Source organism: Klebsiella sp. S69 (assembly GCF_016516145.1).
In the GTDB taxonomy this organism is placed as follows: Bacteria; Pseudomonadota; Gammaproteobacteria; order Enterobacterales; family Enterobacteriaceae; genus Klebsiella; species Klebsiella oxytoca.
Genome location: NZ_JACVUU010000026.1, coordinates 24,917 through 50,298, shown reverse-complemented (window position 1 = coordinate 50,298; position 25,382 = coordinate 24,917). Strand labels below are relative to the sequence as shown.

Here is a 25,382-nt window from a genome sequence, read left to right as displayed (position 1 = left end):
AGGCTCACCTTCTTGTTACTGACAGGGAAAATTGGCCGCTGGCAAGAAAGCAAAGGTGACCGTGAGAGAGGTCACAGTTTCGTTTTATCTGCGCTGGATGGAGGGATGTGATGTTGTCCGCAGTTCCCGATCTTTCCCGCCATTTCTTGAAAAAGCGGCAGGCTTTACGAATTTTGCGGTCAAAAATTGAAGGCCGGATCGCCGCCCCTTAATTACTATTTGCTCCACTGATTGATAACTTTTCTCATTTCGAGGAGCGGCTATGACTATGTTGCACAGTGTGGATTTCTTTAAGTCCGGCGTTTCAGCTGTCGCCATTGAGCCGCGGCTCCCGCAATCCGCTTTTCCTGAGCATCATCATGATTTTCATGAGATTGTTATTGTGGAGCACGGCACCGGGATTCACGTTTTCAACGGCCAGCCCTATACCATCAGTGGCGGATCGGTGTGCTTTATCCGCGATCACGATCGTCATCTCTACGAGCACACGGATAATTTATGCCTGACTAATGTGCTCTATCGCGCGCCGGACGCATTTCGCTTTTTGTCCGGCCTGAACGAACTGTTGCCGCAGGAGCAGGAGGGGAACTATCTCTCACACTGGCGGGTGAATCAGAATGCATTGCAGCAGGTGCGGCAGATTGTGGAGCAGATGGAGAACGTTGGCGCGGATGCGGATATGCACGCCATCGCCAGCCGCGAGATTTTATTTATGCAGCTGCTGGTGCACCTGCGTAAAAGCAGCCTCGCTGAAGGTGCAGCCAACAATGACGCGCGGCTCAACCATTTAATGGCCTGGCTGGAAGATCATTTTGCTGAAGATATCTGCTGGGAAGAGGTGGCGGCGCGGTTTTCGCTCTCCTTGCGAACTCTGCATCGTCAGTTAAAACAGCAAACCGGACTGACGCCGCAGCGCTACCTGAATCGGGTGCGGTTGATGAAAGCGCGCCATCTGCTGCGCCACAGCGATGACAGCGTGACCGATATCGCCTATCGCTGCGGATTCGGCGACAGTAACCACTTTTCGACGCTTTTTCGCCGTGAATTTGACTGGTCTCCACGCGATATTCGCCAGGGGCGCGACGCCATTCTTCAGTAACGGGAGAGCAGTCAACGTTTTAGCAGACATAAACGCGAATAATGAAACGTTATTTATGTTCGGAGTTGATGTCGTGGCAGGTCAGCTGATTCTTCGCAAAGATGAATTTTTTGCCTCCCCCGCTCAGGCGGTGGCGGTAGCGGATCGCTATCCGCAAAACGTCTTCGCCGAGCACACCCATGAGTTCTGCGAACTGGTGCTGGTGTGGCGGGGAAACGGCCTGCACGTTCTTAACGATCGCCCGTGGCGCATTACCCGCGGCGATCTGTTCTATATCCGCGCGGAAGATAAGCACTCCTACGCCTCGGTAAACGATCTTGTCCTGCAAAACGTCATTTATTGCCCGGATCGGCTGCGGCTTAACTTTGACTGGGCGGCGCACATTCCGGGTCTGTTCGGCACTCCGTGGGTTCCGCACTGGCGAATTGGCAGCAGCGGCATGGCCCAGGTCAGACAGGTGATTACCCAGCTGGAGCATGAGAGCTGTCGTAGCGATGCGCAGGCCAATAATATGGCCGAACTGCTGTTTGCGCAGCTGGTGCTTATTCTTCAGCGCTATCGCTACGCCACTGATAATCTGGCGGCAACTCAAAGCGAAGCGCTGCTCGATAAGCTGCTCACCGAGCTGGCGGGCAGCCTCAATCGTCCCTTCTTTCTTGACCGTTTTTGCGAGCGGGAAGGGTGCAGCGAGCGCGCGCTGCGCCAGCAGTTTCGTCAGCAGACGGGGATGACTATCAACCACTACCTGCGCCAGCTGCGTATTTGCCACGCGCAGTATCTGCTGCAGCATACCGAACGGCTGATTGGCGAAGTGGCGATGCAGTGCGGGTTTGAAGACAGTAACTACTTTTCGGTGGTGTTTAACCGCGAGATAGGCATGACGCCGGGGCAGTGGCGGCAGCGCAGTCGCGCCGCCGCCTGACGACGCTAGTTCGCCATTCCCAGACCGACGATATTGGCGGCGATGATAATCACCACGCAGCCGAGGCTGAGGACGCCCACCGGACGACGACCGGCGTTGTTCCACTCTTTGAGGATCAGGCCTACCAGCCCGCCGCACAGCACATAGAAGCTCATATGCAGCATCCAGCTCATGTAGTCGTACTGCGCCGGGATGCTGGCGTGGCCCCAGGCGTAGAAGAAGAACTGGAGATACCACATCAGGCCGCCTAACGCGGAAAGCAGGATATTGCTGATGATGAGCGGTTTTGCCAGCGAGAAGTCGGCTTTTATCGACAGATTTTTCACTTTTGCCAGACGGATAAAGCAGAAGCCGAGGTTAACCAGCGCGCCGCCACCCATGATCACCACATAGCTTGGCAGCGCGGTGTAAAGCGGGTCGACGCCGAGCGCGGCGGCGGCTTCGTGCATCGGCTTGGCGGCGTTCATAGCGAACGACATACCTGCGGAGAAGATGCCGCACATCACCGCCAGCAGCAGGCCCTTTTTCAGATTGAAGTCTTCGGCCTTGATGCCCATTTTGCGTTCTTTCAACTGGCCTGCGCGGGTGACGATGCCCACGCCAATCACCGCGACCAGCACGCCGAGCAGCGTCATCTGGCCGCCTTTAGTGTTAATGAGAACATCAAACTGACCATTGAGAATCGGGGTCATGAGCGTACCGACAATCAACGTAATACCAATGGCGATGCCGATCCCCATCGACATGCCGAGATAGCGCATCGTCAGGCCGTAGTTAATATTACCGATGCCCCACATGGCGCCGAACAGGAAAACGGGCAGAAGCGTGGAGGCGTTAAAAGAAGCGTAATAGGCCCAGAAGTCGGGCAGCAGCATGGCGCTGATGGCCCAGGGGAGGATCAGCCAGGAGACGATCCCGCCGATTGACCACATTGTTTCCCAGGACCAATGTTTAACTTTCTTGAACGGGGCATAGAAACAGGCTGCACTGGCTGCACCTATCAAATGCCAAAAAATACCCATCGTAATCGCGTGATTCATTGATTTTATCCTCATCTATTTTTTATCGGATAAATCTTCTTCCGACCCGATGAGTGTAAAAATCGGTCAGTTTTTCCGCCTTTAAGCTGTTGCCACCAGAAGGCGGAACCTGGCAACCAAAAACTTAATTAGTTGTTCTGTATCACAAAACTACATCTATTCCCCCTTGTTATAACCTTATTAAAAATACGGCATTGATAAGCGTTTTCAATATCATTTAATTAACTATAATGAACCAACTGCTTACGCGGCATTAACACTTTCCGCCGCTCGACAATAATGGAGATGATTATGAGTTATACACTGCCTGCCCTGCCGTACGCTTATGACGCCCTGGAACCGCATTTTGACAAGCAGACGATGGAAATCCATCACACTAAACACCACCAGACCTACGTTAATAATGCCAACGCAGCGCTGGAAAGCCTGCCTGAATTCGCGAACCTGTCCGCAGAAGAGCTGATTACCAAACTGGATCAGCTGCCGGCAGACAAAAAAACCGTGCTGCGTAACAACGCCGGCGGCCACGCTAACCACAGCCTGTTCTGGAAAGGCCTGAAAACCGGTACCACCCTGCAGGGCGACCTGAAAGCGGCTATCGAGCGTGATTTCGGTTCCGTTGACAACTTTAAAGCGGAATTTGAAAAAGCGGCTGCTACCCGTTTCGGCTCCGGCTGGGCGTGGCTGGTGCTGAAAGGCGACAAGCTGGCGGTGGTTTCTACCGCTAACCAGGACTCCCCGCTGATGGGCGAAGCAATCTCCGGCGCTTCCGGCTTCCCGATTCTGGGCCTGGACGTATGGGAACACGCTTACTACCTGAAATTCCAGAACCGTCGTCCGGACTACATTAAAGCGTTCTGGGACGTGGTGAACTGGGACGAAGCCGCAGCGCGTTTTGCCGCCAAAAAATAAGGTTGCATTGTGCTGAGCGAGAAGCGAGTCTGATGACTCGCTTTTTTTATATCCGCAGCAAAGGAGCAGCGATGCACTATCCGGTGAATGTCTTTGTGGGCAAGGTGAGGGATTACGACGGCAGCCGTCCAAGCGCCATCGGTAAAATTCAGATCGACGGTGAACTGACCCTCGGCGATTTGGGGCTGGAGGGCGATGAGCAGGCGGAGAAGAAAATTCACGGCGGGCCGGACCGCGCGCTGTGCCACTATCCCCGTGAACACTATGCCCACTGGGCCCGTGAACTTCCGCAGCAGGCGGATCTTTTCTGCGCCCCGGCGTTTGGCGAAAATCTCTCGACCGAAGGGCTGACGGAAAAAAATGTTTATATTGGCGATATCTTCCGCTGGGGAGAGGCGCTGATTCAGGTGACGCAGCCGCGATCGCCGTGCTTCAAGCTTAACTACCATTTTGCCGTCAGCGACATGGCGCAGCTTATGCAGAATAGCGGCAAAACCGGCTGGCTGTATCGGGTAGTGGCGGGCGGACGAGTGTCCGGCGATGCGCCGCTGGCGCTGGTTTCCCGCCTCAGCGACGTTAGCGTTCACGAGGCGGGAGCTATTGCCTGGCAAATGCCGTTCGATGACGAGCAGTATCACCGCCTGCTATCGGCGGCGGGGCTGTCGGTAAGCTGGAGCCGTACCATGCAGAAACGGCGCCTGAGCGGGAAGATCGAAAATAATTCGCGGAGATTGTGGGGGAAATAGCGCTTCCGTGCGCGTTCCCGGATGGCGGCGCGTTGCGCCTTATCCGGGCTACCCGTTTCGAACCCGGCCTGGCGAAGCGCAGGCCGGGAGAATCAGGTACGCTTGTACAACGGCAGCCACAGGGTTAAGCGCAAGCCGCCCAGCGGGCTGTCGTCGGCTTTCACCCAACCGCGATGCTGCTGGATTGCCGCTTCGACAATCGCCAGCCCCAGCCCGGTACCGCCAGACTCGCGATCGCGCGCCTCATCGGTACGGTAGAACGGACGGAAAATCTGCTCGCGATCCTCCGGACTTACGCCCGGGCCGTCATCATCGACGTTAACCGTGATGCCATCTTTATCCACCGAGAAGCTTACCGAAATTTTGGTATGCGAGTAGCGCAGCGCGTTACGCACGATATTCTCCAGCGCGCTTTCCAGCGCATTGGGGTTACCGTACAGCGGCCAGGGCCCCGGCGGATACTCGACGGTGAACGATTTCCCCATCTGTTCGGCTTCAAAGGCGGCGTTATCCAGCACCTCGCCCCACAGCTGGTTGGCTTTCACCGTCTCGCTGACCAGCGCGGTTTTCGCCTGATTGCGCGACATCACCAGCAGGTCGTTGATCATGCTATCCAGCCGGTGCGCTTCCATCTCAATCCGCTCCAGCTCTTTGCTTTCCCCGCTGCGGCGGCGCAGCAATGCGGTGCCTAACTGCAGGCGGGTCAGCGGCGTGCGCAGTTCGTGCGAGATATCGGACAGCAGACGATGCTGGCTGGACATCATGCGCTCCAGCGCGGTCACCATCTGGTTAAAACTGGTCCCGGCGGCTAAAAACTCCTGCGGACCGGCTTCCAGCTCCGGATGCTGACGCAGGTTGCCCTGGGCGACTTCATCGGCGGCATTTTTGAGCTTACGCGCGGGTTTCGCCAGGCTCCACGCCAGCCATAGCAGCAGCGGGGCGCTGACTAACATCGTGACGATGAGCAGCAACAAAGGCCGGTCGAACAGCAGATTGATGAAGTCTGATTGTGAGGTATTAGCAGGGCGAATCAGATAGAGCTGGTAGTTATCTTCTCCATCCCTGACGGAAAAAGGCCCGACCATTTCCAGACGACCATAGCGTTTTTTCTGCGGATGGTCGGCGTTATCCGCCTGGCCGATAAAGTTGCGGATAATCTGCATTTCGTTGCGTTCCGCGCCGATGACGCGACCCTCGCTGGTGACCAGCAGCAAACGCTGGCCCGGCGGAGCCCACTTATCGATAGCGCGAAACAGACGACGCCACCACATCAGGTCGTTCGGCGGATCGTTCGCCAGTTCGGCCTCGACGTGCTGTTCAATCATGATGCCCTGACGTTGCTCGCTCTCCAGCAGCTCGGTCATCTGGCGCGAGTCCAGCTTGGGCAGCATCAGAACCAGCATCAACACCAGCGCCAGCGTGAGCCAGAAAATAGCGAAGATGCGTGCGGTTAAACTTCCAATCATGAAGCCGATACCATCAGATAGCCGCGTCCGCGCAGCGTTTTAAACCACGGATGGCCGTCCTTGCGCTCCGGCAGCTTACGCCGCAGGTTGGAGATGTGCATATCGATTGCGCGGTCGAATGGCGTCAGGCGTTTACCTAATACTTCCTGGCTAAGATGTTCACGCGATACCACCTGGCCAAGATGCTGCGCCAGAAGATAGAGCAGGGTGAACTCGGTGCCGGTCAGTTCCAGGGTCACGCCATCGAAGCTGGCTTCCTGGCGACCGGGGTTAAGGCTTAGCGCATCCACTTCCAGCGTCGGTGAACCGGCTTCGGTTGTCTGCTGCTGCTCGCTCCAGTGCGATCGGCGCAGAATAGCGCGTATACGCGCTACCAGCTCACGATCGTTGAACGGCTTAGGCAGATAATCGTCCGCGCCCAGCTCGAGGCCGAGAACGCGATCCAGCTCGCTCCCGCGGGCCGTTAGCATGATAACCGGGGTCTGGTGCGTCTGACGCAACTCTTTGAGTGTATCGATACCGTTTTTCTTCGGCATCATCACATCAAGCAAAAGTAAATCGATGCTGTCGTCCAGAAGGGCCAGCGCCTGTTCCCCGTCATGGGCTACGAGCACATTAAAACCTTCCATATCGAGCAGCTCTTTTAACAGGGAGGTGAGCTCCCGGTCATCATCTACTAACAGGATTTTATTCATTGTTTAAATACCTCCGAGGCAGAAATTACGTCATCAAGGCTCGCTAATCCATGACTTTACGTTGTTTTACACCCCCTGACGCATGTTTGCAGCCTGCATCGTAAACTCTCTATCGTTGAATCGCGACACAAACGTTTTGGGAGTATGTGATGCGCAATGTTATCGCTGCCGTCATGGCCTCAACGCTGGCGCTAAGTGCATATAGCCAAGCCGCTGAAGTCGTCACCAGCGTTAACTGGCTCCCCGGAGACGAAGGGGTCCAGCGCAGCAGCCAGAGCCATATGTTTGACGGCATAAGTTTAACTGAACACCAACGGCAACAGTTGCGAGATCTTATGCAGCGGGCACGCCACGAAAGGCCACCCGTTAATGTTAGCGAAATGGAGACAATGCATCGCCTTGTCACCGCAGAAAATTTTGATGAAAACGCTGTACGCGCTCAGGCAGATAAGATGGCGCAGGAACAGGTTGCCCGCCAGGTTGAAATGGCAAAAGTTCGCAACCAGATGTACCACCTGTTAACGCCAGAGCAGCAAGCGGTTTTAAACGCTAAGCACCAGCAACGAATGAACCAGTTGCGTGAGGTTGCAAGGATGCAAAAAGGCTCAGCGATGATGCTTTCGAGTAGTAGCAATACCCTGCAACCCCAGTAACAACCCTGTTTTCCTTGCCATAGACACCATCCCTGTCTTCCCCCACATGATGTGGGGGTTTTTTTTGCCTGTTATTCAGCCTCTTCCCGGCTCCCCGTCGCGGTAAATTATCGGGTTATACTAAGCGCATCGCGAAGTAAGGAGCGTTTATGAATCAATCCTATGGGCAGCTGGTGAGTCGCGCGGCGATTGCGGCGACGGTGATGGCCTCTGCGTTACTTTTAATTAAGATTTTTGCGTGGTGGTATACCGGCTCAGTGAGTATTCTGGCGGCGCTGGTTGATTCGCTGGTGGATATCGCCGCCTCGTTAACCAACCTGCTGGTGGTGCGTTATTCGCTACAACCCGCCGATGAAGAACATACCTTTGGTCACGGCAAGGCGGAATCGCTGGCCGCGCTGGCGCAAAGCATGTTTATTTCCGGATCGGCACTGTTTCTGTTCTTGACGGGTATTCAGCATCTCGTGCGGCCTGAGCCGATGAACGCGGCGGGTGTCGGGATGGTAGTGACGCTGGTTGCGCTGATAAGCACGCTGGTGCTGGTGACCTTTCAGCGCTGGGTAGTGAGAAAAACGCAAAGTCAGGCGGTGCGGGCGGATATGCTTCATTATCAGTCTGATGTTATGATGAACGGCGCAATTCTGGTGGCGCTGGCCCTCTCATGGTACGGCTGGCATCGTGCTGATGCGCTGTTTGCATTAGGTATAGGCGTCTATATTTTATATAGCGCGCTGCGCATGGGTTATGACGCCGTTCAGTCGTTATTAGACCGCGCGTTACCTGATGAGGAACGCCAGGAAATTATCAATATCGTGACCGCATGGCCAGGCGTCAGCGGGGCGCACGATCTACGTACGCGGCAGTCAGGGCCGACTCGCTTTATTCAGATTCATTTGGAAATGGAAGATAATCTCCCGCTGGTTCAGGCACATGTGATTGCCGATCAGGTGGAGCAGGCGCTGTTGCTCCGATTCCCGGGTTCCGATGTGATTATCCACCAGGACCCCTGTTCGGTGGTGCCGTTAGCGCAGCAGGGTGTTTTATGATTTTTAAGTTGTTATCTGTAAACTCGATGTAAAAATGTGGGGCGGATCGGCATTATTTGTATAAATTACCGCCATTTGGTCTGACCTGAATCAATTCAGCCAGAAGCGTTTGATATACTATTGCAATTATCGTTGTGCACTCCTGGTGAGGGGCGCTTCAGGCAACAGGATTATTTTTTGCTTCCTAAGTTCAGAGGTAGTCATGATTAAGAAAATCGGTGTGTTGACAAGTGGCGGTGATGCCCCGGGCATGAACGCAGCAATTCGCGGCGTTGTGCGCGCGGCATTAACGGAAGGTCTGGAAGTTTTTGGAATCTATGACGGTTACCTCGGCCTGTATGAAGATCGCATGGTTCAGCTCGACCGCTACAGCGTTTCCGATATGATCAACCGCGGCGGCACCTTCCTGGGTTCGGCGCGTTTTCCAGAATTCCGCGAAGAACATATTCGCGCCGTCGCGATTGAAAATATGAGAAAGCGCGGCCTCGATGCGCTGGTAGTCATCGGCGGTGACGGTTCTTATATGGGCGCCGTACGCCTGACTGAGATGGGCTTCCCTTGCATCGGTCTGCCGGGCACCATCGACAACGATATTAAAGGCACCGACTACACCATCGGTTTCTTTACCGCTCTGAGCACCGTGGTTGAGGCTATTGACCGTCTGCGTGATACTTCTTCCTCTCACCAGCGTATTTCCGTTGTTGAAGTGATGGGCCGTTACTGCGGCGACCTGACCCTGGCGGCAGCCATCTCCGGCGGCTGCGAATTCATCATGGTTCCTGAGGTTGAGTACACTCGCGACGATCTGGTTGCTGAAATCAAGGCGGGTATCGCGAAAGGCAAAAAACACGCGATTGTGGCGATCACCGAGCATATGTGCGACGTCGACGAACTGGCTCACTATATTGAGAAAGAGACCGGCCGTGAAACTCGCGCAACCGTACTGGGCCACATTCAGCGCGGCGGCTCCCCGGTTCCTTATGACCGTATTCTGGCATCCCGCATGGGCGCGTACGCGATTGACCTGCTGCTGCAGGGATTCGGCGGCCGTTGCGTCGGTATTCAGAACGAGAAGCTGGTTCACCACGACATCATCGACGCTATCGAAAACATGAAGCGTCCGTTTAAAAGCGACTGGCTGGATTGCGCTAAGAAGCTGTACTAAGCTCAGACGCAAAACAAAAAGGCCTTCTCAGAGAGAAGGCCTTTTTTATGGGCGGGACACGCTACTCGATATCCAGAGCATCCTCCGAAAGGATGATCCCGGTGTTATCGGCGTAGAGATGGTCGCCGGAAAAGAAGGTGACGCCGCCGAAGTTGACGCGAACGTCGCTTTCGCCGATGCCTTCCCCTGCGGCGCCAACGGGAATGGCGGCCAGCGCCTGGATACCGATATCCAGATCTTCCAGGTCGTCAACCTGACGCACTGCGCCATAGACGACCAGCCCCTCCCACTCGTTTTGTACGGCCAGACGCGCCAGGTCAGCGTCAATCAATGCGCGCCGAACGGAACCACCACCGTCAACTAACAGGACATGGCCACGACCGTTCTGTTCGAGCATATCGTAGAGCAACCCGTTATCCTCGAAACATTTTACCGTGATGATTTGTCCACCAAACGACGAGCGCCCCCCAAAGTTGGAGAACAGAGGTTCCACGACGTTGACATCTTCCTGGTAGATGTCACAAAGCTCGGAAGTATCGTATTTCATAGGCTTAACGTTCAGTTGCTGCGAGAATTTTCAGTATATCTCGTGAATCGTGCTGTTGGCAAAATCATCAATTGTTAATTGATATTTGTCAGTTAAGCCGCGAGTCGGCTGCAAATAATCCCGATAACAAACAGCAGGTTGGTTAACAGGGCGCCTTTTACGGTTCTTTCCAGCATTGGGCGCATGGCGACCGGATCGCGCTCGCGCATGACATAACGCGCCTGCTTAACCAGCAGCGGGGTGGCCAGCAGGAACAGCCAGCCCCACGGATTATGCAGTGAGATCAGATTAAACAGCGCCAGGCATAGCAGCGCGCCAAGCAGCAGGCAGGCATGATAGCGACGAGCGTTAACCGGCCCGAGGCGTACCGCAAGGGTGTTTTTACCGTTTTCACGATCGCTGTCGATATCACGCAGATTGTTAATATTCAGCACCGCCGTCGCCAGCAAACCGCAGGCCGTGGCGGGTAAGAAAATGACCGCTTCCACGCTGTGCGCCTGAAGATACCAGCTTCCCACGACGCTCAGCCAGCCGAAGAAAATCAGCACTGAAATGTCGCCAAGGCCGATGTAGCCGTAAGGACGGGTGCCGACGGTATAGGTAATTGCAGCAACGATTGAGAGTCCGCCAAGCACCATAAAACCGATAAAATCGGCCATGGTTTGCCAGGCCAGGAATAGCAGCGCCAGGCCAGAAAGGCAAATCAGCGCTACGGTGAGTATCAACGCGCGTTTCATCTGCGCCTGGGTAATTGCCCCTTTCTGCATGCCGCGCAGGGGGCCGATACGGTCGGGCTTATCGCTGCCTTTTACCGCGTCGCCATAATCATTGGCCAGATTGGAGAGGATTTGCAGTAAACCGGCGGTAATGATTGCCAGCAGGGCAACCCAGGGATCGAAACTTCCCTGATGCCAGGCCAGAGCGGAGCCGACAATAATGGCGGCAAAGGCCAGAGGCAACGTTTTGGGGCGCAGGCTTTCCAGCCAGGCCTGAGTGCGAGTGATAGCGTGTTCGGTCATAAGTCCCGGCCAATAAAAAATGGGGCTCTACCCTTGATACGTCAAGCTGCAGGTGCGTTGGCTACGCTCATTCAACCCAGCCATGTACTCAGGTACACTGCCGGGAAAAATGAGGGCACTCAGCCAAAGGCCGCCTTGCGACAACTCGAATTATTTAGGGTATCTATAGCCCCATCTATAGTGATGAAAATATATTGAACCGGATTATAAGATAAAACGACTCAGATCTTCATCTGCCACCAGAACATCCAGATGCTTACCGACATATTCCGCATCAATGGTGACGGTTTGGCCATTCATTTCGCTGGCATCGTAGGAGATATCTTCGATCAGACGCTCCAGGACGGTATGCAGGCGACGCGCGCCGATGTTCTCGGTGGTTTCGTTGACCTGCCAGGCAGCCTGCGCGATACGCTTGATGCCGTCATCCGTGAATTCGATATTGACGCCTTCGGTGGCCATCAGCGCTTTATACTGTACGGTGATGGACGCGTTCGGCTCGGTCAGAATACGTTCGAAGTCGTGGGTGGTCAGCGCTTTCAGCTCAACGCGAATCGGCAGACGACCCTGTAGTTCAGGAATCAGGTCGGATGGGCTGGCTACCTGGAACGCGCCGGAGGCGATAAACAGGATGTGATCGGTTTTCACCATGCCGTGCTTGGTGGAAACGGTGCAGCCTTCAACCAGCGGCAGCAGATCGCGCTGTACGCCTTCACGAGAGACATCAGGACCGGACGAGTTGCCGCCGCGCTTACAAATTTTGTCGATCTCATCGATAAACACGATACCGTGCTGTTCAACGGCGTCGATGGCATCCTGCTTCAGCTCTTCCGGATTGACCAGCTTAGCCGCTTCTTCTTCGATCAGCAGCTTCATCGCGTCTTTGATTTTCAGCTTACGCGGCTTTTGCTTCTGTCCGCCCAGGTTCTGGAACATCGACTGCAGCTGGCTGGTCATCTCTTCCATGCCCGGAGGGGACATGATTTCTACGCCCATCGGCGCGGCGGCGAGGTCGATCTCAATCTCTTTGTCGTCGAGCTGCCCTTCGCGCAGTTTTTTACGGAAAGACTGGCGCGCGGCGGAGGGTTCCTGAGGCTGTTCAGCCTGGCCCCAGTTGTTTTTCGCCGGTGGGATCAGCACGTCGAGGATGCGCTCTTCCGCCAGCTCTTCGGCACGGTAGCGGTTTTTATCGATGGACTGCATGCGTACCATTTTGATCGCCGCATCGGTCAGATCGCGGATAATCGAGTCCACTTCCTTACCAACATAGCCCACTTCGGTGAATTTAGTTGCTTCCACCTTGATGAACGGCGCGTTGGCGAGCTTTGCCAGACGACGGGCGATTTCTGTTTTACCGACGCCGGTCGGACCGATCATCAGAATGTTTTTTGGCGTGACTTCGTGACGCAGCTCTTCGTTGAGCTGCATACGACGCCAGCGGTTACGCAGAGCGATGGCGACGGAGCGCTTGGCTGCGTCCTGGCCGATAATGTGTTTGTCCAGTTCGCTGACAATTTCGCGTGGGGTCATTTCAGACATGGGAGATCCTTACGCTTTAGACGGTAATTCTTCGATGGTATGGAAGTGGTTGGTATAAATGCAGATATCACCTGCAATATTCAACGCTTTCTCTGCGATATCGCGTGCGCCCATATCGGTATTTTCCAGCAGGGCGCGAGCCGCGGCCTGGGCGTAAGGACCGCCGGAGCCGATAGCAATCAAATCATTTTCTGGCTGCACCACGTCACCGTTACCGGTGATGATGAGGGATGCGTTTTCGTCAGCCACGGCCAGCAAGGCTTCCAGCTTGCGCAGCATGCGGTCTGTACGCCAGTCTTTCGCCAGCTCAACGGCGGCTTTCACCAGATGGCCCTGATGCATTTCCAGCTTACGTTCAAACAGTTCGAACAGCGTGAAGGCGTCAGCGGTGCCGCCCGCAAAGCCGGCGATCACTTTGTCGTTGTACAGGCGGCGCACTTTTTTCACGTTGCCTTTCATTACGGTGTTGCCCAGCGTAGCCTGGCCATCACCGGCAATAACGACATGGCCATTACGGCGAACACTTACAATTGTAGTCACGAGCAGACCCCTTGGTTGCAAAAGCGGAATAGGGGCCCCGCGGTTTACGCGGGGCAGAATGCAATTATAGATGGGGGGGTTTTTAAGGGTTTCAACCCCTGGCGGCGAGACGAATGCAGTTTGCGTGTCCGGCCATCTTCAGCCGTTCAATCATATTGCTGGCGTTTTCTTTGCCCTTCAGCGGCCCAATCACTACGCGGTTCCAGCCGTTATTGGTGGTGATATGCGAGGCGAAGCCTTCAAACGCCAGCTGCGCGCGAACGGTCTCCGCCTGCTCTGCGCCTTTAAAGGACCCGCACTGGATCATCCAGCTGCGATCGTCTTTTTTCTCCGCGGTAGCGGTTTTAGGCGCTTCTTCAACGCGGGTTACCGGCGCGGCGGCCTGCGTTTTTGGCTGGGCGGTGCTGGTATGCGCCGGCGTTTGCAGCAGATCCTGATACGGCTGCTGATTCGATGCCGTTTGCTTCGGCTGCTGCTGTACCGGTTTGGCCTGCTCGACGGCCCGAGGCTGCGTACGCGGTTGCTGTACCTGCGTCTGGGCCTGCGCTAACTGCTGTTGCTGCACCTGCTGTTGCGCTAAACGCTGACGCTGTAGGGTTTGCTGGCGTTGCGCCGGGGTTTGTTCATTCCACGGCACCTCGGTCAGCTGCGTAGGCTGCTGACGCATATCGGCCTGCATTTGCGCTAACAGCTGGCGCTGCTCGTCCGTCAACTGCTCCGGTTTCATGACTTCACCGCCTGCCGTGGGTTCCGTAGGCGCGCGGACGCCGGGCTGGCGGCTCTCCAGCTCTTTAATATAGCGCCAGCGTTCTTCGGGTTTCGGCGGCAAGCCATTGCCCGCCGCCTGGCGATTCTGCAGCGCTTCAGCTTCTTCTTTCTTGTGGTGCGTGATGAAGTACAGTCCACCGATAAAGGCCACCAGCACCGCCGCGGCGATCGCCACCATAGCAGGTGAAACCGCCGAAAGGCCGCCTTGCTTGTTCCTTGAGCTTCGGGAGTTGCTCTTTTTGCGCCGCGAAGAAGCCGGTTGGCTGCGGCGTACATAATCTCGTTGTGCCACTATCGTTTCGCTGTCTTATTCGTTTTTCAGCCCGCCATGTTACTTAAGCGGCGGGCCTTTGACCAGAAGAGCAGGCCCGAAAGCCTGAAGATTATGTTCGGATTTTGCGCGTACTGCCGCGAACGATAAGCTCGCAGTCGAGCAATCTTGACCCGCTGCTGACGCTGTGGCCGTGCAGTTGATCCAGTAAAAGTAGCATCGCTTCGCGGCCAATATCAAAACGTGGTTGCGAGACCGTCGTCAATGGCGGATCGCAAAATTCAGATAAAGAGATGTTATCAAAACCAATAATAGACAGATCTTCAGGAACTTTCAGGCCGCGACGCTTCGCCAGCGATAATGCGCCTAGCGCCATGATATCGCTATGGCAGAAAATCGCCGTCGGTGGCTCCGGGAGCGTCAGCAACTGCTCCAGGGCGTTGGCGCCGGCTTCATAGGTAAAATTACCGCGGGCGATATAGTGCGGATCGACGGTTATTCCGCTCCGGCGTAGCGCCTGGACATAGCCCTGCAGGCGGTAATGGCATAACGGCATCTCTTCCGGACCGGCGATACAGCCAATGCGGCGATGCCCCAGTTCGTGCAGATAGTTAACGGCGTTGAACGCGGCGGTGAGGTTGTCGATATGCACCGTCGGCAGTTCCAGCTCGGGAGCGAATTCATTGGCCATGACCATCGGCGGCAGGTTGCGCTGTTCTTCTACGCCCGCATCGAAGGGCAGACGAGAGCCCAGCAGCAGCATGCCGTCGATCTGCTTGGTAATAATCAGGTCAATAAAGGTCTTTTCCTGACGATTCTGATGGGCGCAATCGCCAATCAGTACCAGATACTCTTGCTCCGCCGCGGTGACTTCAATGCCGCGAATAATCTCGCTAAAGAAGGGATCGCAGATATCCGGCACTATCACCAGAATGGTGCGCGACTCGTTGCGTTTCATGTTGCGCCCGAGCGATTGCGGTAAATAGCCGACTTCAAGCGCGGCCTGTTCAACCCGGTTGCGCGTGCTCTGCGAAACCTTATCCGGGTTCATTAACGCTCGGGATACGGTTGCCGTGGAGACGTTTGCCTTCTGGGCGACGTCTTTCATGGTGGCGGCAACGATCTGTTTTTTGGGCTTCACCTGTTTTCTCCTCGCTGGCTTGCGCAGACACATCCCTGGCGTTCTGACATCAGCCACATTTTTAACAGATAGTACATCCAGAGAGTTACAGAATTTTCATGAAAAACGTGATGGTGGTTGAATTTTTCGATCCGCCTCGCAACAGAAGCCTTAACCTTCAATAGGATCGACATCCAGAACCCATTTCACTTTTCGCGCTTCCGGCAGCGTGTTGATCAACGCCAGCGTCCCGCTGACGATATGCTGTAGCTGACTACGCGACGGATGCTGCAGGAGTATTTGCCAGCGCCAGCGGCCTCCGCGCTTTGGCGCCAGCGCCGGAACCGGACCGAGCACCCAGAGCTTGTTATCCGCCAGCGGGCTGGCCTGCAGTAAATTCCGCAACTGCTGTAAAAAGAGCGGCGCCTGCTGATTGTTATGGTCTTCGGCGCGAATCAGCACGTGGCTGGTCCACGGCGGCAGCTGCATGCTTTGCCGCTCCGCCAGCGCCTGCTCAGCAAACGCGTCGTATCCTTTATAGAGGAGCGTTTGCAGCAGCGGATGTTCAGGATGATGGGTCTGCAGGATCACCTCGCCCTGTTTGCCGGCACGGCCTGCGCGGCCCGATACCTGGGTATAAAGCTGAGCGAAGCGTTCCGCCGAGCGGAAATCGGCGGAGAACAGCGCACCGTCAACGTCCAGCAGGGAAACCAGGGTGACATCCGGGAAGTGGTGACCCTTCGCCAGCATCTGTGTGCCGATAAGAATGCGCGCGCCGCCGCGATTAACATCGGCAAGATATTGCTCAAGCGCGCCTTTGCGGCTGGTGGTATCTCTGTCGATACGGGAAATCGGGATATCGGGGAACAGCGGTCCCAGCGCCTGCTCAAGCTGCTCAGTGCCCAAACCTACCGGCACCAGATGCGTAGAGCCGCAGGAGGGGCACTGGCGCGGGATCGGACGCTGGCTGTCGCAGTGGTGGCAGCGCAGATGATGCTGAGCCTGATGCAGCGTGTAGTAGCTGTCGCAGCGCGGGCACTCTGCTATCCAGCCGCAGTCGTGGCACAACAGCGCCGGCGCGAATCCGCGGCGGTTCAAAAACAGAATGACCTGGTTATCGGCCTGCAGATGCTGGCGCATGCGGCTAATCAGCGCCGGGGACAGCCCGGCCTGCAGCTGCTGGCCTTTTAAATCCAGGACATGCTGTTGAGCCGGCCGCGCATTTCCCGCGCGCCTGGTCAGCTTGAGCTGGCGATACTTGCCCTGGCGGACGTTATGAAGCGTTTCCAGCGCCGGGGTTGCCGTGCCCAGGATGATCGGGATTTGCTCGCTGTGGGCGCGCCAGACCGCCAGATCGCGCGCATGGTAGCGCCAGCCCTCCTGCTGTTTGTAAGAGCTGTCGTGCTCTTCATCGATCACGATTACCCCGAGGTCTTTAAAAGGGGTAAATAGCGACGAGCGGGTTCCAATCACAATCGCCGCTTCGCCGTTTTTGGCTTTTAGCCACGCGGAGAGGCGCTCGCTGTCGTTCAGCCCGGAGTGCAGGACCTCTACCGGGGCGTTAAAACGGTGGCGGAAACGGGCGATTGTCTGCGGCGTCAGGCCGATTTCCGGCACCATTACCAGCGCCTGGCGCCCCTGCGACAGCACGTTTTCAAGGACGCTCAGATAAACTTCCGTTTTGCCGGAGCCGGTGATCCCGGCCAGCAGCCAGGCGGAAAAACGGTCCGAGGCGCTATGAATCGCGCCAACGGCGGTGGCCTGTTCGGTATTAAGCCGCAGGCGCTCTCCGGGCACCGAGAAGCCTGTTCGCCAGTCGGTGATAGCGGGCGCTTCGCTGGCGAGTTCGGCAAGGCCTTTACCCCGCAGCGCCTGCAGCGCGGCATCGTTAAATTCCAGTTCGGCAACCTGATGGCGCCAGATTTTTCCCTGACGCAGCGCCGCCAGCGCCTGCTGCTGTTTGCGCGAGCGCTTAAGGCTGTTGATATCAACCGCTTGCCCCTGTTCGGTGGCAAACCAGTACCACATTGGCGCCGCGCTGGCGGGTTTCCCCTGGCGCAGCATGATCGGTAGCGCGTGAAACAGAACATCGCCGATGGGATGGTGGTAATAGTCCGCCGCCCACAGCAGCAGCCGCCAGACCGAAGAGGAGAAGACCGGCTCGGCATCAAGAACTTCGGCCACCGGCTTGAGTTCGTCAAGCGGCAGCTCGCTGCGTTCGCTGACTGCCGTCACGATACCTATCCGCTCCTGCTTGCCGAACGGAACGCGCACGCGACAGCCCGCTTTGACCGGCATACCTTCAGGCAGCAAATAGTCAAAAGTGCGGGGCAGCGGAACGGGCAGGGCAACATGAGCGACGGGCATTTAATCTTCCTGACTTGAAATCTGGCGGGTTAGTATACACATTGTGATGAGGGCTCGCGGATCAGTTTGCATATGCTGGTCAAATTCTGTATGATTCGCCGCCTTTGATGTGCTTCGTGCAGCATCAAAATCTATTACCCGGTAGTGTAATCGCTCCGGGAATTATTAACATCGCGTGGTGTCTGGCGTTAGGGCTGGAAGAGCGACGCGGCCTTAACTGAGGTTCTCCCATGAAAAAAGATATTCATCCGAAATACGAAGAAGTTACTGCTTCCTGCTCTTGCGGTAACGTCATGAAAATCCGTTCTACCGTAGGTCACGACCTGAACCTCGACGTGTGCGGTAAATGCCACCCGTTCTACACTGGCAAACAGCGTGATGTTGCTACCGGTGGTCGTGTTGACCGCTTCAACAAGCGTTTCAGCGTACCGGGTACCAGCAAGTAATTTGCTGAAGAAGCCGCCTCAGGGCGGCTTTTTTGTCTCTGCTTTACAGAGGATAGCAGTATCGATTCAGGCAGCCTTTATTCTCTTCTACCGCCTTCATCACGCTTCCCGCCGTCAGTTTTAACGAAGTGTTCATGGTCATTCCCGCGCTTTCCAGTCCCTTTGCCGTCCATTTATTACAGGTATTAAATATCCCGTAGCGGCCGTTTGCTGCGTAAAACTGACTGTCTCCGTAGATGCCTTTTTTCAACGGTATCAGCTCCCCTCGTTCATTACGGGCAAAGCTGCGACCGATGTAGCGCAGCAGGCTGCTATTCTGGCCCGGGGTAAGGCTTAATGCCGTCATTGCGCTTGCGGAAAAATAGCTTTCGGGCGCTCCTGAAAAGGTGACTACGTGCATTACCGCGCCGGATGACCAGAACATAGCCTGCAGCGTAAGTCGGGTGGTTATCTCCTGCGATTGATAAAAACCTTTATCGCCCCAGCCGATTTCATACCACTGTTCCCGCTGAGGAAAGCGTACGTTAAGCTGCGGCAGAATTTTGTTCACGTCATTGGCGGCCAGGATAATCCCGGTGTGCCAGCCGTGATTGACGATATAGATTTCTGGCCCGGACGACGGTTTTTCTGGCATCGGTTTGATGGCCTGAGGATAGGTGGCGCAGCCGTAAAGCAGGAGGACTATCCAGGCAACAAGCAGATTTTTCACGATCAATTACCTCGGGAACAGAGGCCAGTTTTTTCAACGGTTCCCAGCTGCGGCGCGTCAAATAGCGCCTGCGGCGAGATGACGGTTTCGTCCATCGGGATCGCCTGACCGTAACGCTCTCTGAGTCTGGCACGAACGAGCGGCGATCCGAGGTCGAACTCGCTCAGCTTTTGCAGCGGCGTGTAAACCACGGGCCCGATGGCTTCAAAGACGTAAGGTTTTTTATTACGGATCACCACCATACCGGTGTGGCTGTAAGCGGAATGGGTCGCCAGCTGAATGGCTTTGCTTTGCGATGAGCGGGAGATTTGAAAAACGATATCGCCGGTTTGCGGCACCCAGGCGTGCGCCGGAAAGGCCGACGCCAGGCTCAGCGCCAGTACGCAGTATTTCATGGCATAACATCCTTGTTATCCAACTAAAAAGAGCGGCTGGTTTGCCCCGCCGCCCTGAGTGATTTTAGTATTCCCACGTATCCGGGTCGATGCCCAGTTCGCGCATAATCTCTTTTGCCGCTTCCGGGATTTCATCGCTGCGCTCTTTACGCAGGTCTTCATCGTTAGGCAACGGTTGACCGGTAAAGGCATGCAGGAACGCTTCGCACAGCAGTTCGCTGTTAGTCGCGTGACGCAGGTTGTTCACCTGACGACGCGTGCGTTCATCGGTGAGGATTTTTAACACCTTCAGAGGAATGGAAACCGTAATTTTTTTTACTTGTTCACTCTTCTTACCGTGCTCAGCGTATGGGCTGATATATTCGCCGCTCCATTCAGCCATGAGTTACCTTTAATCCTCTATTCATTAGTTAAGGGCCTGAACGTGGGTCCCGGCCATAATTGCGCGTAGTTTACCGTAGAGGGGCGCGTCTGACACCAAACAAGCCGCCACGGATGTGCGCTAATGCATATAATTTTAACGGCTATTTCCGGTTTGCTCAATCTATACGCAAAGAAGTTTAGATGTCCAGATGTATTGACGTCTATTATAACAATGATTACTCTGACACCTGACTTTTCACCGACTCAGCCAGGAACTCCCCAACATGACGCGTAAACAGGCCACCATCGCAGTGCGTAGCGGTTTAAATGACGACGAGCAATACGGTTGCGTTGTCCCGCCCATTCATCTCTCCAGCACCTATAACTTCACCGGATTTAACGAACCGCGCGCCCACGACTACTCTCGTCGCGGTAATCCGACACGTGATGTTGTGCAGCGCGCGCTGGCGGAGCTGGAGGGCGGCGCAGGAGCGGTCCTGACGAATACCGGGATGTCGGCAATTCTGCTGGTGACTACCGTCTTCCTGAAACCGGGCGATCTGCTGGTGGCGCCTCACGACTGCTACGGTGGCAGCTACCGTCTGTTTGATAGCCTGGCGAAGCGTGGCTGCTATCGCGTGCTGTTTGTCGATCAGAATGACGAACAGGCGCTGCGCGCCGCACTGGCGGAAAAACCGAAGCTGGTTCTGGTCGAAAGCCCAAGTAATCCATTGCTGAGAGTTGTGGATATTGCGAAAATCTGCGGTCTGGCGCGTGAGGCTGGAGCGGTCAGCGTGGTTGATAACACCTTCCTGAGCCCGGCTTTGCAGAATCCGCTGGCGCTGGGCGCCGATCTGGTGTTGCATTCATGCACCAAATATTTGAACGGTCATTCTGATGTGGTGGCCGGGGTGGTTATCGCCAAAGATCCGGCGACCGTCACCGAACTGGCATGGTGGGCGAATAATATCGGCGTCACCGGCGGGGCGTTTGATAGCTATTTGCTGCTGCGCGGTTTACGTACGCTTTCTCCGCGTATGGAAGTGGCGCAGCGCAACGCGCTGGCGATTGTCGACTACCTGAAAACCCAGCCGCTGGTGAAAAAACTGTACCATCCGTCCCTGCCGGAAAACCAGGGGCATGAGATTGCGGCGCGTCAGCAAAAAGGCTTTGGGGCGATGTTAAGCTTCGAGCTGGATGGCGATGAGCAGACGCTGCGTCGTTTCCTGAGCGGGTTATCGCTATTTACGCTGGCGGAATCGCTGGGCGGCGTGGAAAGCCTGATTTCTCACGCCGCGACGATGACCCATGCGGGCATGGCGCCTGAAGCGCGTGCGGCCGCCGGGATCTCAGAAACGCTTCTGCGTATTTCGACCGGTATTGAAGATGGTGAAGATTTAATTGCCGACCTGGAAAATGGCTTCCGGGCAGCAAACGAGGAATAAACATGAGTGTGATTGCGCAGGCAGGGGCGAAGGGTCGTCAGCTGCACAAATTTGGTGGGAGTAGTTTAGCGGATGCGAAATGTTACCTGCGCGTCGCGGGTATCATGACGGAGTATTCGCAGGCGGGCGATATGATGGTCGTCTCCGCCGCCGGCAGTACCACCAACCAGTTGATCAGCTGGCTGAAGCTCAGCCAGACCGATCGCCTCTCTGCGCATCAGGTGCAACAATCGCTTCGTCGTTATCAGATGGAGCTGATTTCCGGATTGCTTGCTCCGGACGCTGCCGACGCGCTAATCGCCACGTTTATTCTGGATCTTGAACGCCTTGCCGGGCTGCTTGATGGTGGCGTAACGGACGCGGTCTATGCCGAAGTCGTCGGCCACGGCGAAATCTGGTCGGCCCGCCTGATGGCGGCGGTGTTGAATCACCTGGGCGTAGAAGCCGCCTGGCTGGATGCGCGTAGCTTCTTACGCGCCGAGCGCTCCCCACAGCCGCAGGTGGATGAAGGTTTATCCTATCCGCTTTTGCAGCAGCTGATAGCGCAGCATCCGAATAAACGCCTGGTTGTAACCGGCTTTATCTCGCGTAACAACGCCGGGGAAACCGTACTGCTCGGGCGTAACGGTTCCGACTATTCCGCCACCCAGATCGGCGCGCTGGCCGGGGCGTCCCGCGTCACTATCTGGAGCGACGTGGCCGGGGTCTACAGCGCGGATCCGCGCAAAGTGAAAGATGCCTGCCTGTTACCGCTGCTGCGTCTTGATGAAGCCAGCGAACTGGCCCGTCTGGCGGCTCCGGTACTGCACGCCCGTACGCTGCAGCCGGTTTCCGGCAGCGATATCGATTTACAATTACGCTGTAGCTACACCCCGGATCAGGGCTCTACGCGCATCGAACGCGTACTGGCTTCCGGTACCGGCGCGCGAATCGTTACCAGCCATGATGATGTCTGCCTGATTGAGTTCCAGGTGCCCGGCGGCCAGGATTTCAAACTGGCGCATAAAGAGCTGGACGCGATTTTAAAACGCGCTCAGCTGCGTCCGCTGGCGGTTGGCGTACATGCCGACCGTAAGCTGCTGCAGTTCTGCTACACCTCTGAAGTCGCCGACAGCGCCCTGAAGCTGCTCGACGAAGCGGGGTTGCCGGGCGAGCTGCGCCTGCGTCAGAAGCTGGCGCTGGTGGCGATGGTCGGCGCTGGCGTGACCCGTAACCCGCTGCACTGCCACCGCTTCTGGCAGCAGCTAAAAGGCCAGCCGGTAGAGTTCACCTGGCAATCAGAAGAGGGGATTAGCCTGGTCGCGGTGCTGCGCGCCGGGCCGACAGAAAGCCTTATCCAGGGCCTGCATCAGTCGCTGTTCCGCGCGGAAAAACGCATTGGTCTGATACTGTTTGGTAAAGGCAACATTGGTTCCCGCTGGCTGGAGCTGTTTGCTCGCGAGCAGACCACGCTTTCCGCCCGCACCGGGTTTGAATTCATCCTTGCCGGCGTCGTGGATAGCCGCCGCAGTCTGCTCAATTATGAAGGGCTAGACGCCAGTCGCGCGCTGGCTTTCTTTAATGATGAGGCCGTTGAGCAGGATGAAGAGTTGTTGTTCTTATGGATGCGCGCGCATCCGTATGATGATTTAGTGGTGCTGGATGTAACCGCCAGCGAGCAGCTGGCCGATCAGTACCTCGATTTTGCCAGCCATGGCTTCCACGTTATTAGCGCGAATAAGCTGGCTGGCGCCAGTAGCAGCAGTAAATATCGCCAGATCCACGATGCGTTCGAGAAAACCGGGCGCCACTGGCTGTACAACGCCACCGTCGGCGCCGGTCTGCCGGTCAACCATACGGTGCGCGATTTGATTGATAGCGGCGATACCATTTTGGCGCTGAGCGGTATTTTCTCCGGCACTCTCTCGTGGCTGTTCCTGCAGTTTGACGGCACCGTACCGTTTACTGATCTGGTCGATCAGGCCTGGCAGCAGGGGCTGACGGAACCGGACCCGCGCGTCGATCTTTCCGGGAAAGACGTCATGCGTAAGCTGGTGATCCTGGCACGAGAAGCGGGCTACGACATCGAGCCGGATCAGGTGCGCGTAGAATCGCTGGTGCCCGCCCACTGTGAAGAAGGTTCGGTGGATCACTTCTTCGAGAACGGTGAAGCGCTGAACGACCAGATGCTGCAGCGTCTGGAAGCAGCGCGCGAGATGGGGCTGGTGCTGCGCTACGTGGCGCGTTTTGACGCCAACGGTAAAGCTCGCGTCGGCGTGGAAGCGGTGCGCGAAGAGCACCCGCTGGCGGCGCTGCTGCCGTGTGATAACGTCTTTGCCATTGAGAGCCGCTGGTATCGCGATAACCCGCTGGTGATCCGCGGCCCGGGCGCTGGTCGCGATGTGACCGCCGGGGCGATACAGTCGGATATCAATCGTCTGGCGCAGCTGCTGTAAGCGTCGCGTTATACTCTTGAGCCAATGAGACCAGTATTTGCGTCACCCGCCCTGCTGAAAACAGGGCGCTTTGCGTGAACTCGGGTCTCTTTTCCAGCCAGGTTGTGAAGCGTCGGCTGGCCGCGAGGTCAGGGGGCGAGGCGTTCTCGTCCGGCGTTCCGGCAAGCTGGCAGACCATTTTTCGGTTCTCTCCCTGCGTCCAGAGCTGCCACGGATTTTGCCACCAGCCATGATGCGTTTTGCCCTGCAGCCGCCACGGTGCCGAACTGGCGGGGTTGTTTATCTCTTCCTCCACATACCACAGCTCTCCTTTCCGCTGGCGAAACAGAGGCGCCCAGGCAACGATCGCCGCGCCGCGTAAAAAACATTCATGAGCAATGATGTGCGTTTTTATCGCTGGAAAACGATGGCTGAGCAGCTTGAAATGACCGTGTGCGGCGATGACCGGGCGCAGAATGGCGCCGCGGGAATGACGCTTTGGCGCGGCGCTGCCGTACTGTATCTCATCGAATTGACTGCGCTGTAAAAAGCCCGCTTCGGTCTGAGAGATTCGCTGAACGATATCGCCCGCAATGCCCTGAGGCGCTTCTCTTCCCCGCCAGCGATAGCGTAGTGATGCGCCAACCGGAAAAGGCGTGAAGTTCGACGAAAGATGGAGAACATTGCCGCGTACGGCGTCGAAGCTGAGTAAGAGATAGAGTTTCTGCCCGGCCTCATGACCCTGAAACGGCACAATCAACGGTACGCTGCAGATATGCTGCGGGTACTCCATTACCGGGCTATGGTGATGTTTTGGCGTCCAGACTTTTTCACAGCGGCGGCACTGAAGCCGCTGGGTTCCCTTCGGGTTGTAGCCATAGCGAATTATATCTCGCCGATAACAGGCCGGGCAAAAATAGCCAGAGCGCCGGGCGTTATCCGTCAGATAGGCGGCCAGCCAGGGTCGGAACTCATCATCATTAAACAGCGGTGGATAGCTGCCGCAGGCTGCGCAGTACAGCGCGGGATAACCCAGCCGATAGTCCGGAAAACGGTAGTCGGCCGCAGAGGATAAACCCAGGTTACGGCAACCGTAGGTTTTACAGGCGTTAATGGTAAAAAGAGTCTCCACGAGCGGGCCAGCACCAACGATTGGCGTCTCTTCACCGCTGGGCAACCTTGCCGCGGATGCCTTGATGCAGGCGGCAGGTAAGGAGACGCAGCTGGCGTTAACTAACTCAGGCGGTATTCGTAATGAAATTCCCGCCGGGGCAGTGAGCATGGGAGCCGTTATCAGTACCTTCCCGTTCCCTAACGAGCTGGTCACCATGGATTTAACCGGGAAGCAGCTACGTAGCCTGATGGAGCATGGCGCGGGATTAAGCAACGGCGTGCTGCAGGTCTCCAGAGGCCTGGAAATGAAGTACGACAGCAGTAAACCGGTGGGCCAGCGCGTCGTATCGTTTTTGCTCAATGGTCAGCCGATTGAAGATGCCACGGTTTATCATATTGCCACCAACAGCTTCCTTGCCGATGGCGGCGATGGTTTTGCCGCGTTTACCCAAGGGCAAGCGCGTAATACTTCCGGCGGCTACTACGTTTCAAATGCGGTAGTGGACTACTTCAAAGCCGGAAATAAGGTGACGGACGAGCAGCTTAACGACATGCGTGTCGTCGATGTGAAGAAATAGTCGT

23 protein-coding genes and 2 pseudogenes are annotated in these 25,382 nt (G+C 56.2%); 11 read left to right on the top strand and 14 right to left on the bottom strand.

Translation table 11 applies throughout. The features are described 5' to 3' along the window. Nucleotides 1–262 precede the first annotated feature (262 nt). Complete coding sequence (gene rhaS, locus IAE27_RS23110; RefSeq protein WP_004107487.1) at nt 263–1,099, top strand: HTH-type transcriptional activator RhaS; 837 nt, start codon at nt 263–265, stop codon at nt 1,097–1,099. Between the two features lie 73 nt (nt 1,100–1,172). Beyond that, nucleotides 1,173–2,021: an HTH-type transcriptional activator RhaR gene (gene rhaR, locus IAE27_RS23105; RefSeq protein WP_004107490.1), complete on the top strand. Its 849-nt coding sequence runs from the start codon at nt 1,173–1,175 to the stop codon at nt 2,019–2,021. A gap of 5 nt (nt 2,022–2,026) precedes the next feature. Here the strand turns inward: rhaR and rhaT are convergent, their stop codons facing one another. Then, nucleotides 2,027–3,061: an L-rhamnose/proton symporter RhaT gene (gene rhaT, locus IAE27_RS23100; protein ID WP_004116853.1), complete on the bottom strand. Its 1,035-nt coding sequence runs from the start codon at nt 3,059–3,061 to the stop codon at nt 2,027–2,029. 291 nt (nt 3,062–3,352) lie between these two features. Here rhaT and sodA point away from each other — a divergent pair, with 291 nt between their 5' ends. Together sodA and yiiM are read left to right on the top strand one after the other, a co-directional pair. Further along, nucleotides 3,353–3,973: a superoxide dismutase [Mn] gene (gene sodA, locus IAE27_RS23095; RefSeq protein WP_004107495.1), complete on the top strand. Its 621-nt coding sequence runs from the start codon at nt 3,353–3,355 to the stop codon at nt 3,971–3,973. 71 nt (nt 3,974–4,044) lie between these two features. Then, on the top strand, nt 4,045–4,719 hold the full coding sequence (yiiM, locus tag IAE27_RS23090) for a 6-hydroxyaminopurine reductase (protein WP_004107502.1): 675 nt from the start codon (nt 4,045–4,047) through the stop codon (nt 4,717–4,719). A 92-nt stretch (nt 4,720–4,811) separates the two neighbouring features. On the opposite strand, the gene cpxA is transcribed toward yiiM, so the two are convergent. Together cpxA and cpxR are read right to left on the bottom strand one after the other, a co-directional pair. Then, complete coding sequence (gene cpxA, locus IAE27_RS23085; protein WP_004107505.1) at nt 4,812–6,185, bottom strand: envelope stress sensor histidine kinase CpxA; 1,374 nt, start codon at nt 6,183–6,185, stop codon at nt 4,812–4,814. Continuing rightward, the gene (cpxR, locus tag IAE27_RS23080; protein ID WP_004107514.1) at nt 6,182–6,880 is read right to left on the bottom strand and encodes an envelope stress response regulator transcription factor CpxR; all 699 of its coding nucleotides are present in this window, start codon (nt 6,878–6,880) and stop codon (nt 6,182–6,184) included. Before cpxR ends, cpxA begins: the two co-directional genes overlap by 4 nt. Before the next feature lie 149 nt (nt 6,881–7,029). Here cpxR and cpxP point away from each other — a divergent pair, with 149 nt between their 5' ends. The 3 genes from cpxP to pfkA all read left to right on the top strand — a co-directional run bounded on the left by cpxP (nt 7,030) and on the right by pfkA (nt 9,744). Beyond that, nucleotides 7,030–7,533: a cell-envelope stress modulator CpxP gene (cpxP, locus tag IAE27_RS23075; protein ID WP_004107516.1), complete on the top strand. Its 504-nt coding sequence runs from the start codon at nt 7,030–7,032 to the stop codon at nt 7,531–7,533. Nucleotides 7,534–7,682: 149 nt separating this feature from the next. After that, nucleotides 7,683–8,579: a CDF family cation-efflux transporter FieF gene (gene fieF, locus IAE27_RS23070; RefSeq protein WP_004107519.1), complete on the top strand. Its 897-nt coding sequence runs from the start codon at nt 7,683–7,685 to the stop codon at nt 8,577–8,579. Between the two features lie 202 nt (nt 8,580–8,781). Beyond that, nucleotides 8,782–9,744 carry a 6-phosphofructokinase gene (pfkA, locus tag IAE27_RS23065; RefSeq protein ID WP_004107521.1) on the top strand — a complete coding sequence of 321 codons (963 nt, stop codon included), beginning with the start codon at nt 8,782–8,784 and terminating at the stop codon, nt 9,742–9,744. A gap of 61 nt (nt 9,745–9,805) precedes the next feature. Here pfkA and rraA read toward each other — a convergent pair whose 3' ends face one another. The 7 genes from rraA to priA all read right to left on the bottom strand — a co-directional run bounded on the left by rraA (nt 9,806) and on the right by priA (nt 17,915). Next, on the bottom strand, nt 9,806–10,291 hold the full coding sequence (rraA, locus tag IAE27_RS23060; protein ID WP_004107523.1) for a ribonuclease E activity regulator RraA: 486 nt from the start codon (nt 10,289–10,291) through the stop codon (nt 9,806–9,808). Between the two features lie 92 nt (nt 10,292–10,383). Beyond that, on the bottom strand, nt 10,384–11,310 hold the full coding sequence (gene menA / locus IAE27_RS23055; protein WP_004107525.1) for a 1,4-dihydroxy-2-naphthoate polyprenyltransferase: 927 nt from the start codon (nt 11,308–11,310) through the stop codon (nt 10,384–10,386). A 204-nt stretch (nt 11,311–11,514) separates the two neighbouring features. Next, on the bottom strand, nt 11,515–12,849 hold the full coding sequence (gene hslU, locus IAE27_RS23050) for an HslU--HslV peptidase ATPase subunit (protein WP_004107529.1): 1,335 nt from the start codon (nt 12,847–12,849) through the stop codon (nt 11,515–11,517). Between the two features lie 9 nt (nt 12,850–12,858). Beyond that, entirely contained in the window at nt 12,859–13,389 is a 531-nt protein-coding gene (hslV, locus tag IAE27_RS23045; RefSeq protein ID WP_004107530.1) for an ATP-dependent protease subunit HslV, read from the bottom strand. Between the two features lie 91 nt (nt 13,390–13,480). Then, nucleotides 13,481–14,449 carry a cell division protein FtsN gene (gene ftsN, locus IAE27_RS23040; RefSeq protein ID WP_071530263.1) on the bottom strand — a complete coding sequence of 323 codons (969 nt, stop codon included), beginning with the start codon at nt 14,447–14,449 and terminating at the stop codon, nt 13,481–13,483. A gap of 91 nt (nt 14,450–14,540) precedes the next feature. Beyond that, complete coding sequence (cytR, locus tag IAE27_RS23035; protein ID WP_004107539.1) at nt 14,541–15,569, bottom strand: DNA-binding transcriptional regulator CytR; 1,029 nt, start codon at nt 15,567–15,569, stop codon at nt 14,541–14,543. 150 nt (nt 15,570–15,719) lie between these two features. Beyond that, on the bottom strand, nt 15,720–17,915 hold the full coding sequence (priA, locus tag IAE27_RS23030) for a primosomal protein N' (RefSeq protein ID WP_004107541.1): 2,196 nt from the start codon (nt 17,913–17,915) through the stop codon (nt 15,720–15,722). A 230-nt stretch (nt 17,916–18,145) separates the two neighbouring features. Between priA and rpmE the strand changes: the two genes are divergently transcribed. Then, nucleotides 18,146–18,361, top strand: coding sequence for a 50S ribosomal protein L31 (gene rpmE / locus IAE27_RS23025; RefSeq protein WP_004107543.1), 216 nt, complete (start codon nt 18,146–18,148; stop codon nt 18,359–18,361). A gap of 43 nt (nt 18,362–18,404) precedes the next feature. Here rpmE and IAE27_RS23020 read toward each other — a convergent pair whose 3' ends face one another. From IAE27_RS23020 to metJ, 3 genes and pseudogenes are all read right to left on the bottom strand, one after another. Next, a complete protein-coding gene (locus IAE27_RS23020) occupies nt 18,405–19,070 on the bottom strand; it encodes a TIGR02117 family protein (protein WP_154022743.1) in 666 nt (221 codons plus the stop codon). A 6-nt stretch (nt 19,071–19,076) separates the two neighbouring features. Then, a pseudogene (locus IAE27_RS23015) lies at nt 19,077–19,465 on the bottom strand (YiiX/YebB-like N1pC/P60 family cysteine hydrolase). A 64-nt stretch (nt 19,466–19,529) separates the two neighbouring features. Beyond that, nucleotides 19,530–19,847 (bottom strand): met regulon transcriptional regulator MetJ, encoded by a 318-nt coding sequence (metJ, locus tag IAE27_RS23010; RefSeq protein WP_004107547.1) that lies wholly within the window; start codon nt 19,845–19,847, stop codon nt 19,530–19,532. A 265-nt stretch (nt 19,848–20,112) separates the two neighbouring features. On the opposite strand from metJ, the gene metB reads away from it, so the two are divergent. After that, a complete protein-coding gene (gene metB, locus IAE27_RS23005; protein WP_004107548.1) occupies nt 20,113–21,273 on the top strand; it encodes a cystathionine gamma-synthase in 1,161 nt (386 codons plus the stop codon). Nucleotides 21,274–21,275: 2 nt separating this feature from the next. Continuing rightward, on the top strand, nt 21,276–23,708 hold the full coding sequence (locus IAE27_RS23000; RefSeq protein ID WP_154022744.1) for a bifunctional aspartate kinase/homoserine dehydrogenase II: 2,433 nt from the start codon (nt 21,276–21,278) through the stop codon (nt 23,706–23,708). Here IAE27_RS23000 and IAE27_RS22995 read toward each other — a convergent pair. After that, a complete protein-coding gene (locus tag IAE27_RS22995; RefSeq protein WP_053064499.1) occupies nt 23,683–24,819 on the bottom strand; it encodes a hypothetical protein in 1,137 nt (378 codons plus the stop codon). The two genes, IAE27_RS23000 and IAE27_RS22995, sit on opposite strands and share 26 nt — an antisense overlap. Before the next feature lie 22 nt (nt 24,820–24,841). Between IAE27_RS22995 and IAE27_RS22990 the strand changes: the two are divergent. Beyond that, nucleotides 24,842–25,378, top strand: a pseudogene (locus IAE27_RS22990) (5'-nucleotidase C-terminal domain-containing protein); the annotation flags it as partial. Nucleotides 25,379–25,382: the final 4 nt, after the last annotated feature.

What these genes read in the sequence shown, in the direction of transcription:
- rhaS (WP_004107487.1), top strand. Translation starts at nt 263, where the DNA reads ATGACTATGTTGCACAGTGTGGATTTCTTTAAGTCCGGCGTTTCAGCT.
- rhaT (WP_004116853.1), bottom strand. Translation starts at nt 3,061, where the DNA reads ATGAATCACGCGATTACGATGGGTATTTTTTGGCATTTGATAGGTGCA.
- sodA (WP_004107495.1), top strand. Translation starts at nt 3,353, where the DNA reads ATGAGTTATACACTGCCTGCCCTGCCGTACGCTTATGACGCCCTGGAA.
- yiiM (WP_004107502.1), top strand. Translation starts at nt 4,045, where the DNA reads ATGCACTATCCGGTGAATGTCTTTGTGGGCAAGGTGAGGGATTACGAC.
- cpxA (WP_004107505.1), bottom strand. Translation starts at nt 6,185, where the DNA reads ATGATTGGAAGTTTAACCGCACGCATCTTCGCTATTTTCTGGCTCACG.
- cpxR (WP_004107514.1), bottom strand. Translation starts at nt 6,880, where the DNA reads ATGAATAAAATCCTGTTAGTAGATGATGACCGGGAGCTCACCTCCCTG.
- cpxP (WP_004107516.1), top strand. Translation starts at nt 7,030, where the DNA reads ATGCGCAATGTTATCGCTGCCGTCATGGCCTCAACGCTGGCGCTAAGT.
- fieF (WP_004107519.1), top strand. Translation starts at nt 7,683, where the DNA reads ATGAATCAATCCTATGGGCAGCTGGTGAGTCGCGCGGCGATTGCGGCG.
- pfkA (WP_004107521.1), top strand. Translation starts at nt 8,782, where the DNA reads ATGATTAAGAAAATCGGTGTGTTGACAAGTGGCGGTGATGCCCCGGGC.
- rraA (WP_004107523.1), bottom strand. Translation starts at nt 10,291, where the DNA reads ATGAAATACGATACTTCCGAGCTTTGTGACATCTACCAGGAAGATGTC.
- menA (WP_004107525.1), bottom strand. Translation starts at nt 11,310, where the DNA reads ATGACCGAACACGCTATCACTCGCACTCAGGCCTGGCTGGAAAGCCTG.
- hslU (WP_004107529.1), bottom strand. Translation starts at nt 12,849, where the DNA reads ATGTCTGAAATGACCCCACGCGAAATTGTCAGCGAACTGGACAAACAC.
- priA (WP_004107541.1), bottom strand. Translation starts at nt 17,915, where the DNA reads ATGCCCGTCGCTCATGTTGCCCTGCCCGTTCCGCTGCCCCGCACTTTT.
- rpmE (WP_004107543.1), top strand. Translation starts at nt 18,146, where the DNA reads ATGAAAAAAGATATTCATCCGAAATACGAAGAAGTTACTGCTTCCTGC.
- metJ (WP_004107547.1), bottom strand. Translation starts at nt 19,847, where the DNA reads ATGGCTGAATGGAGCGGCGAATATATCAGCCCATACGCTGAGCACGGT.
- metB (WP_004107548.1), top strand. Translation starts at nt 20,113, where the DNA reads ATGACGCGTAAACAGGCCACCATCGCAGTGCGTAGCGGTTTAAATGAC.
- IAE27_RS23000 (WP_154022744.1), top strand. Translation starts at nt 21,276, where the DNA reads ATGAGTGTGATTGCGCAGGCAGGGGCGAAGGGTCGTCAGCTGCACAAA.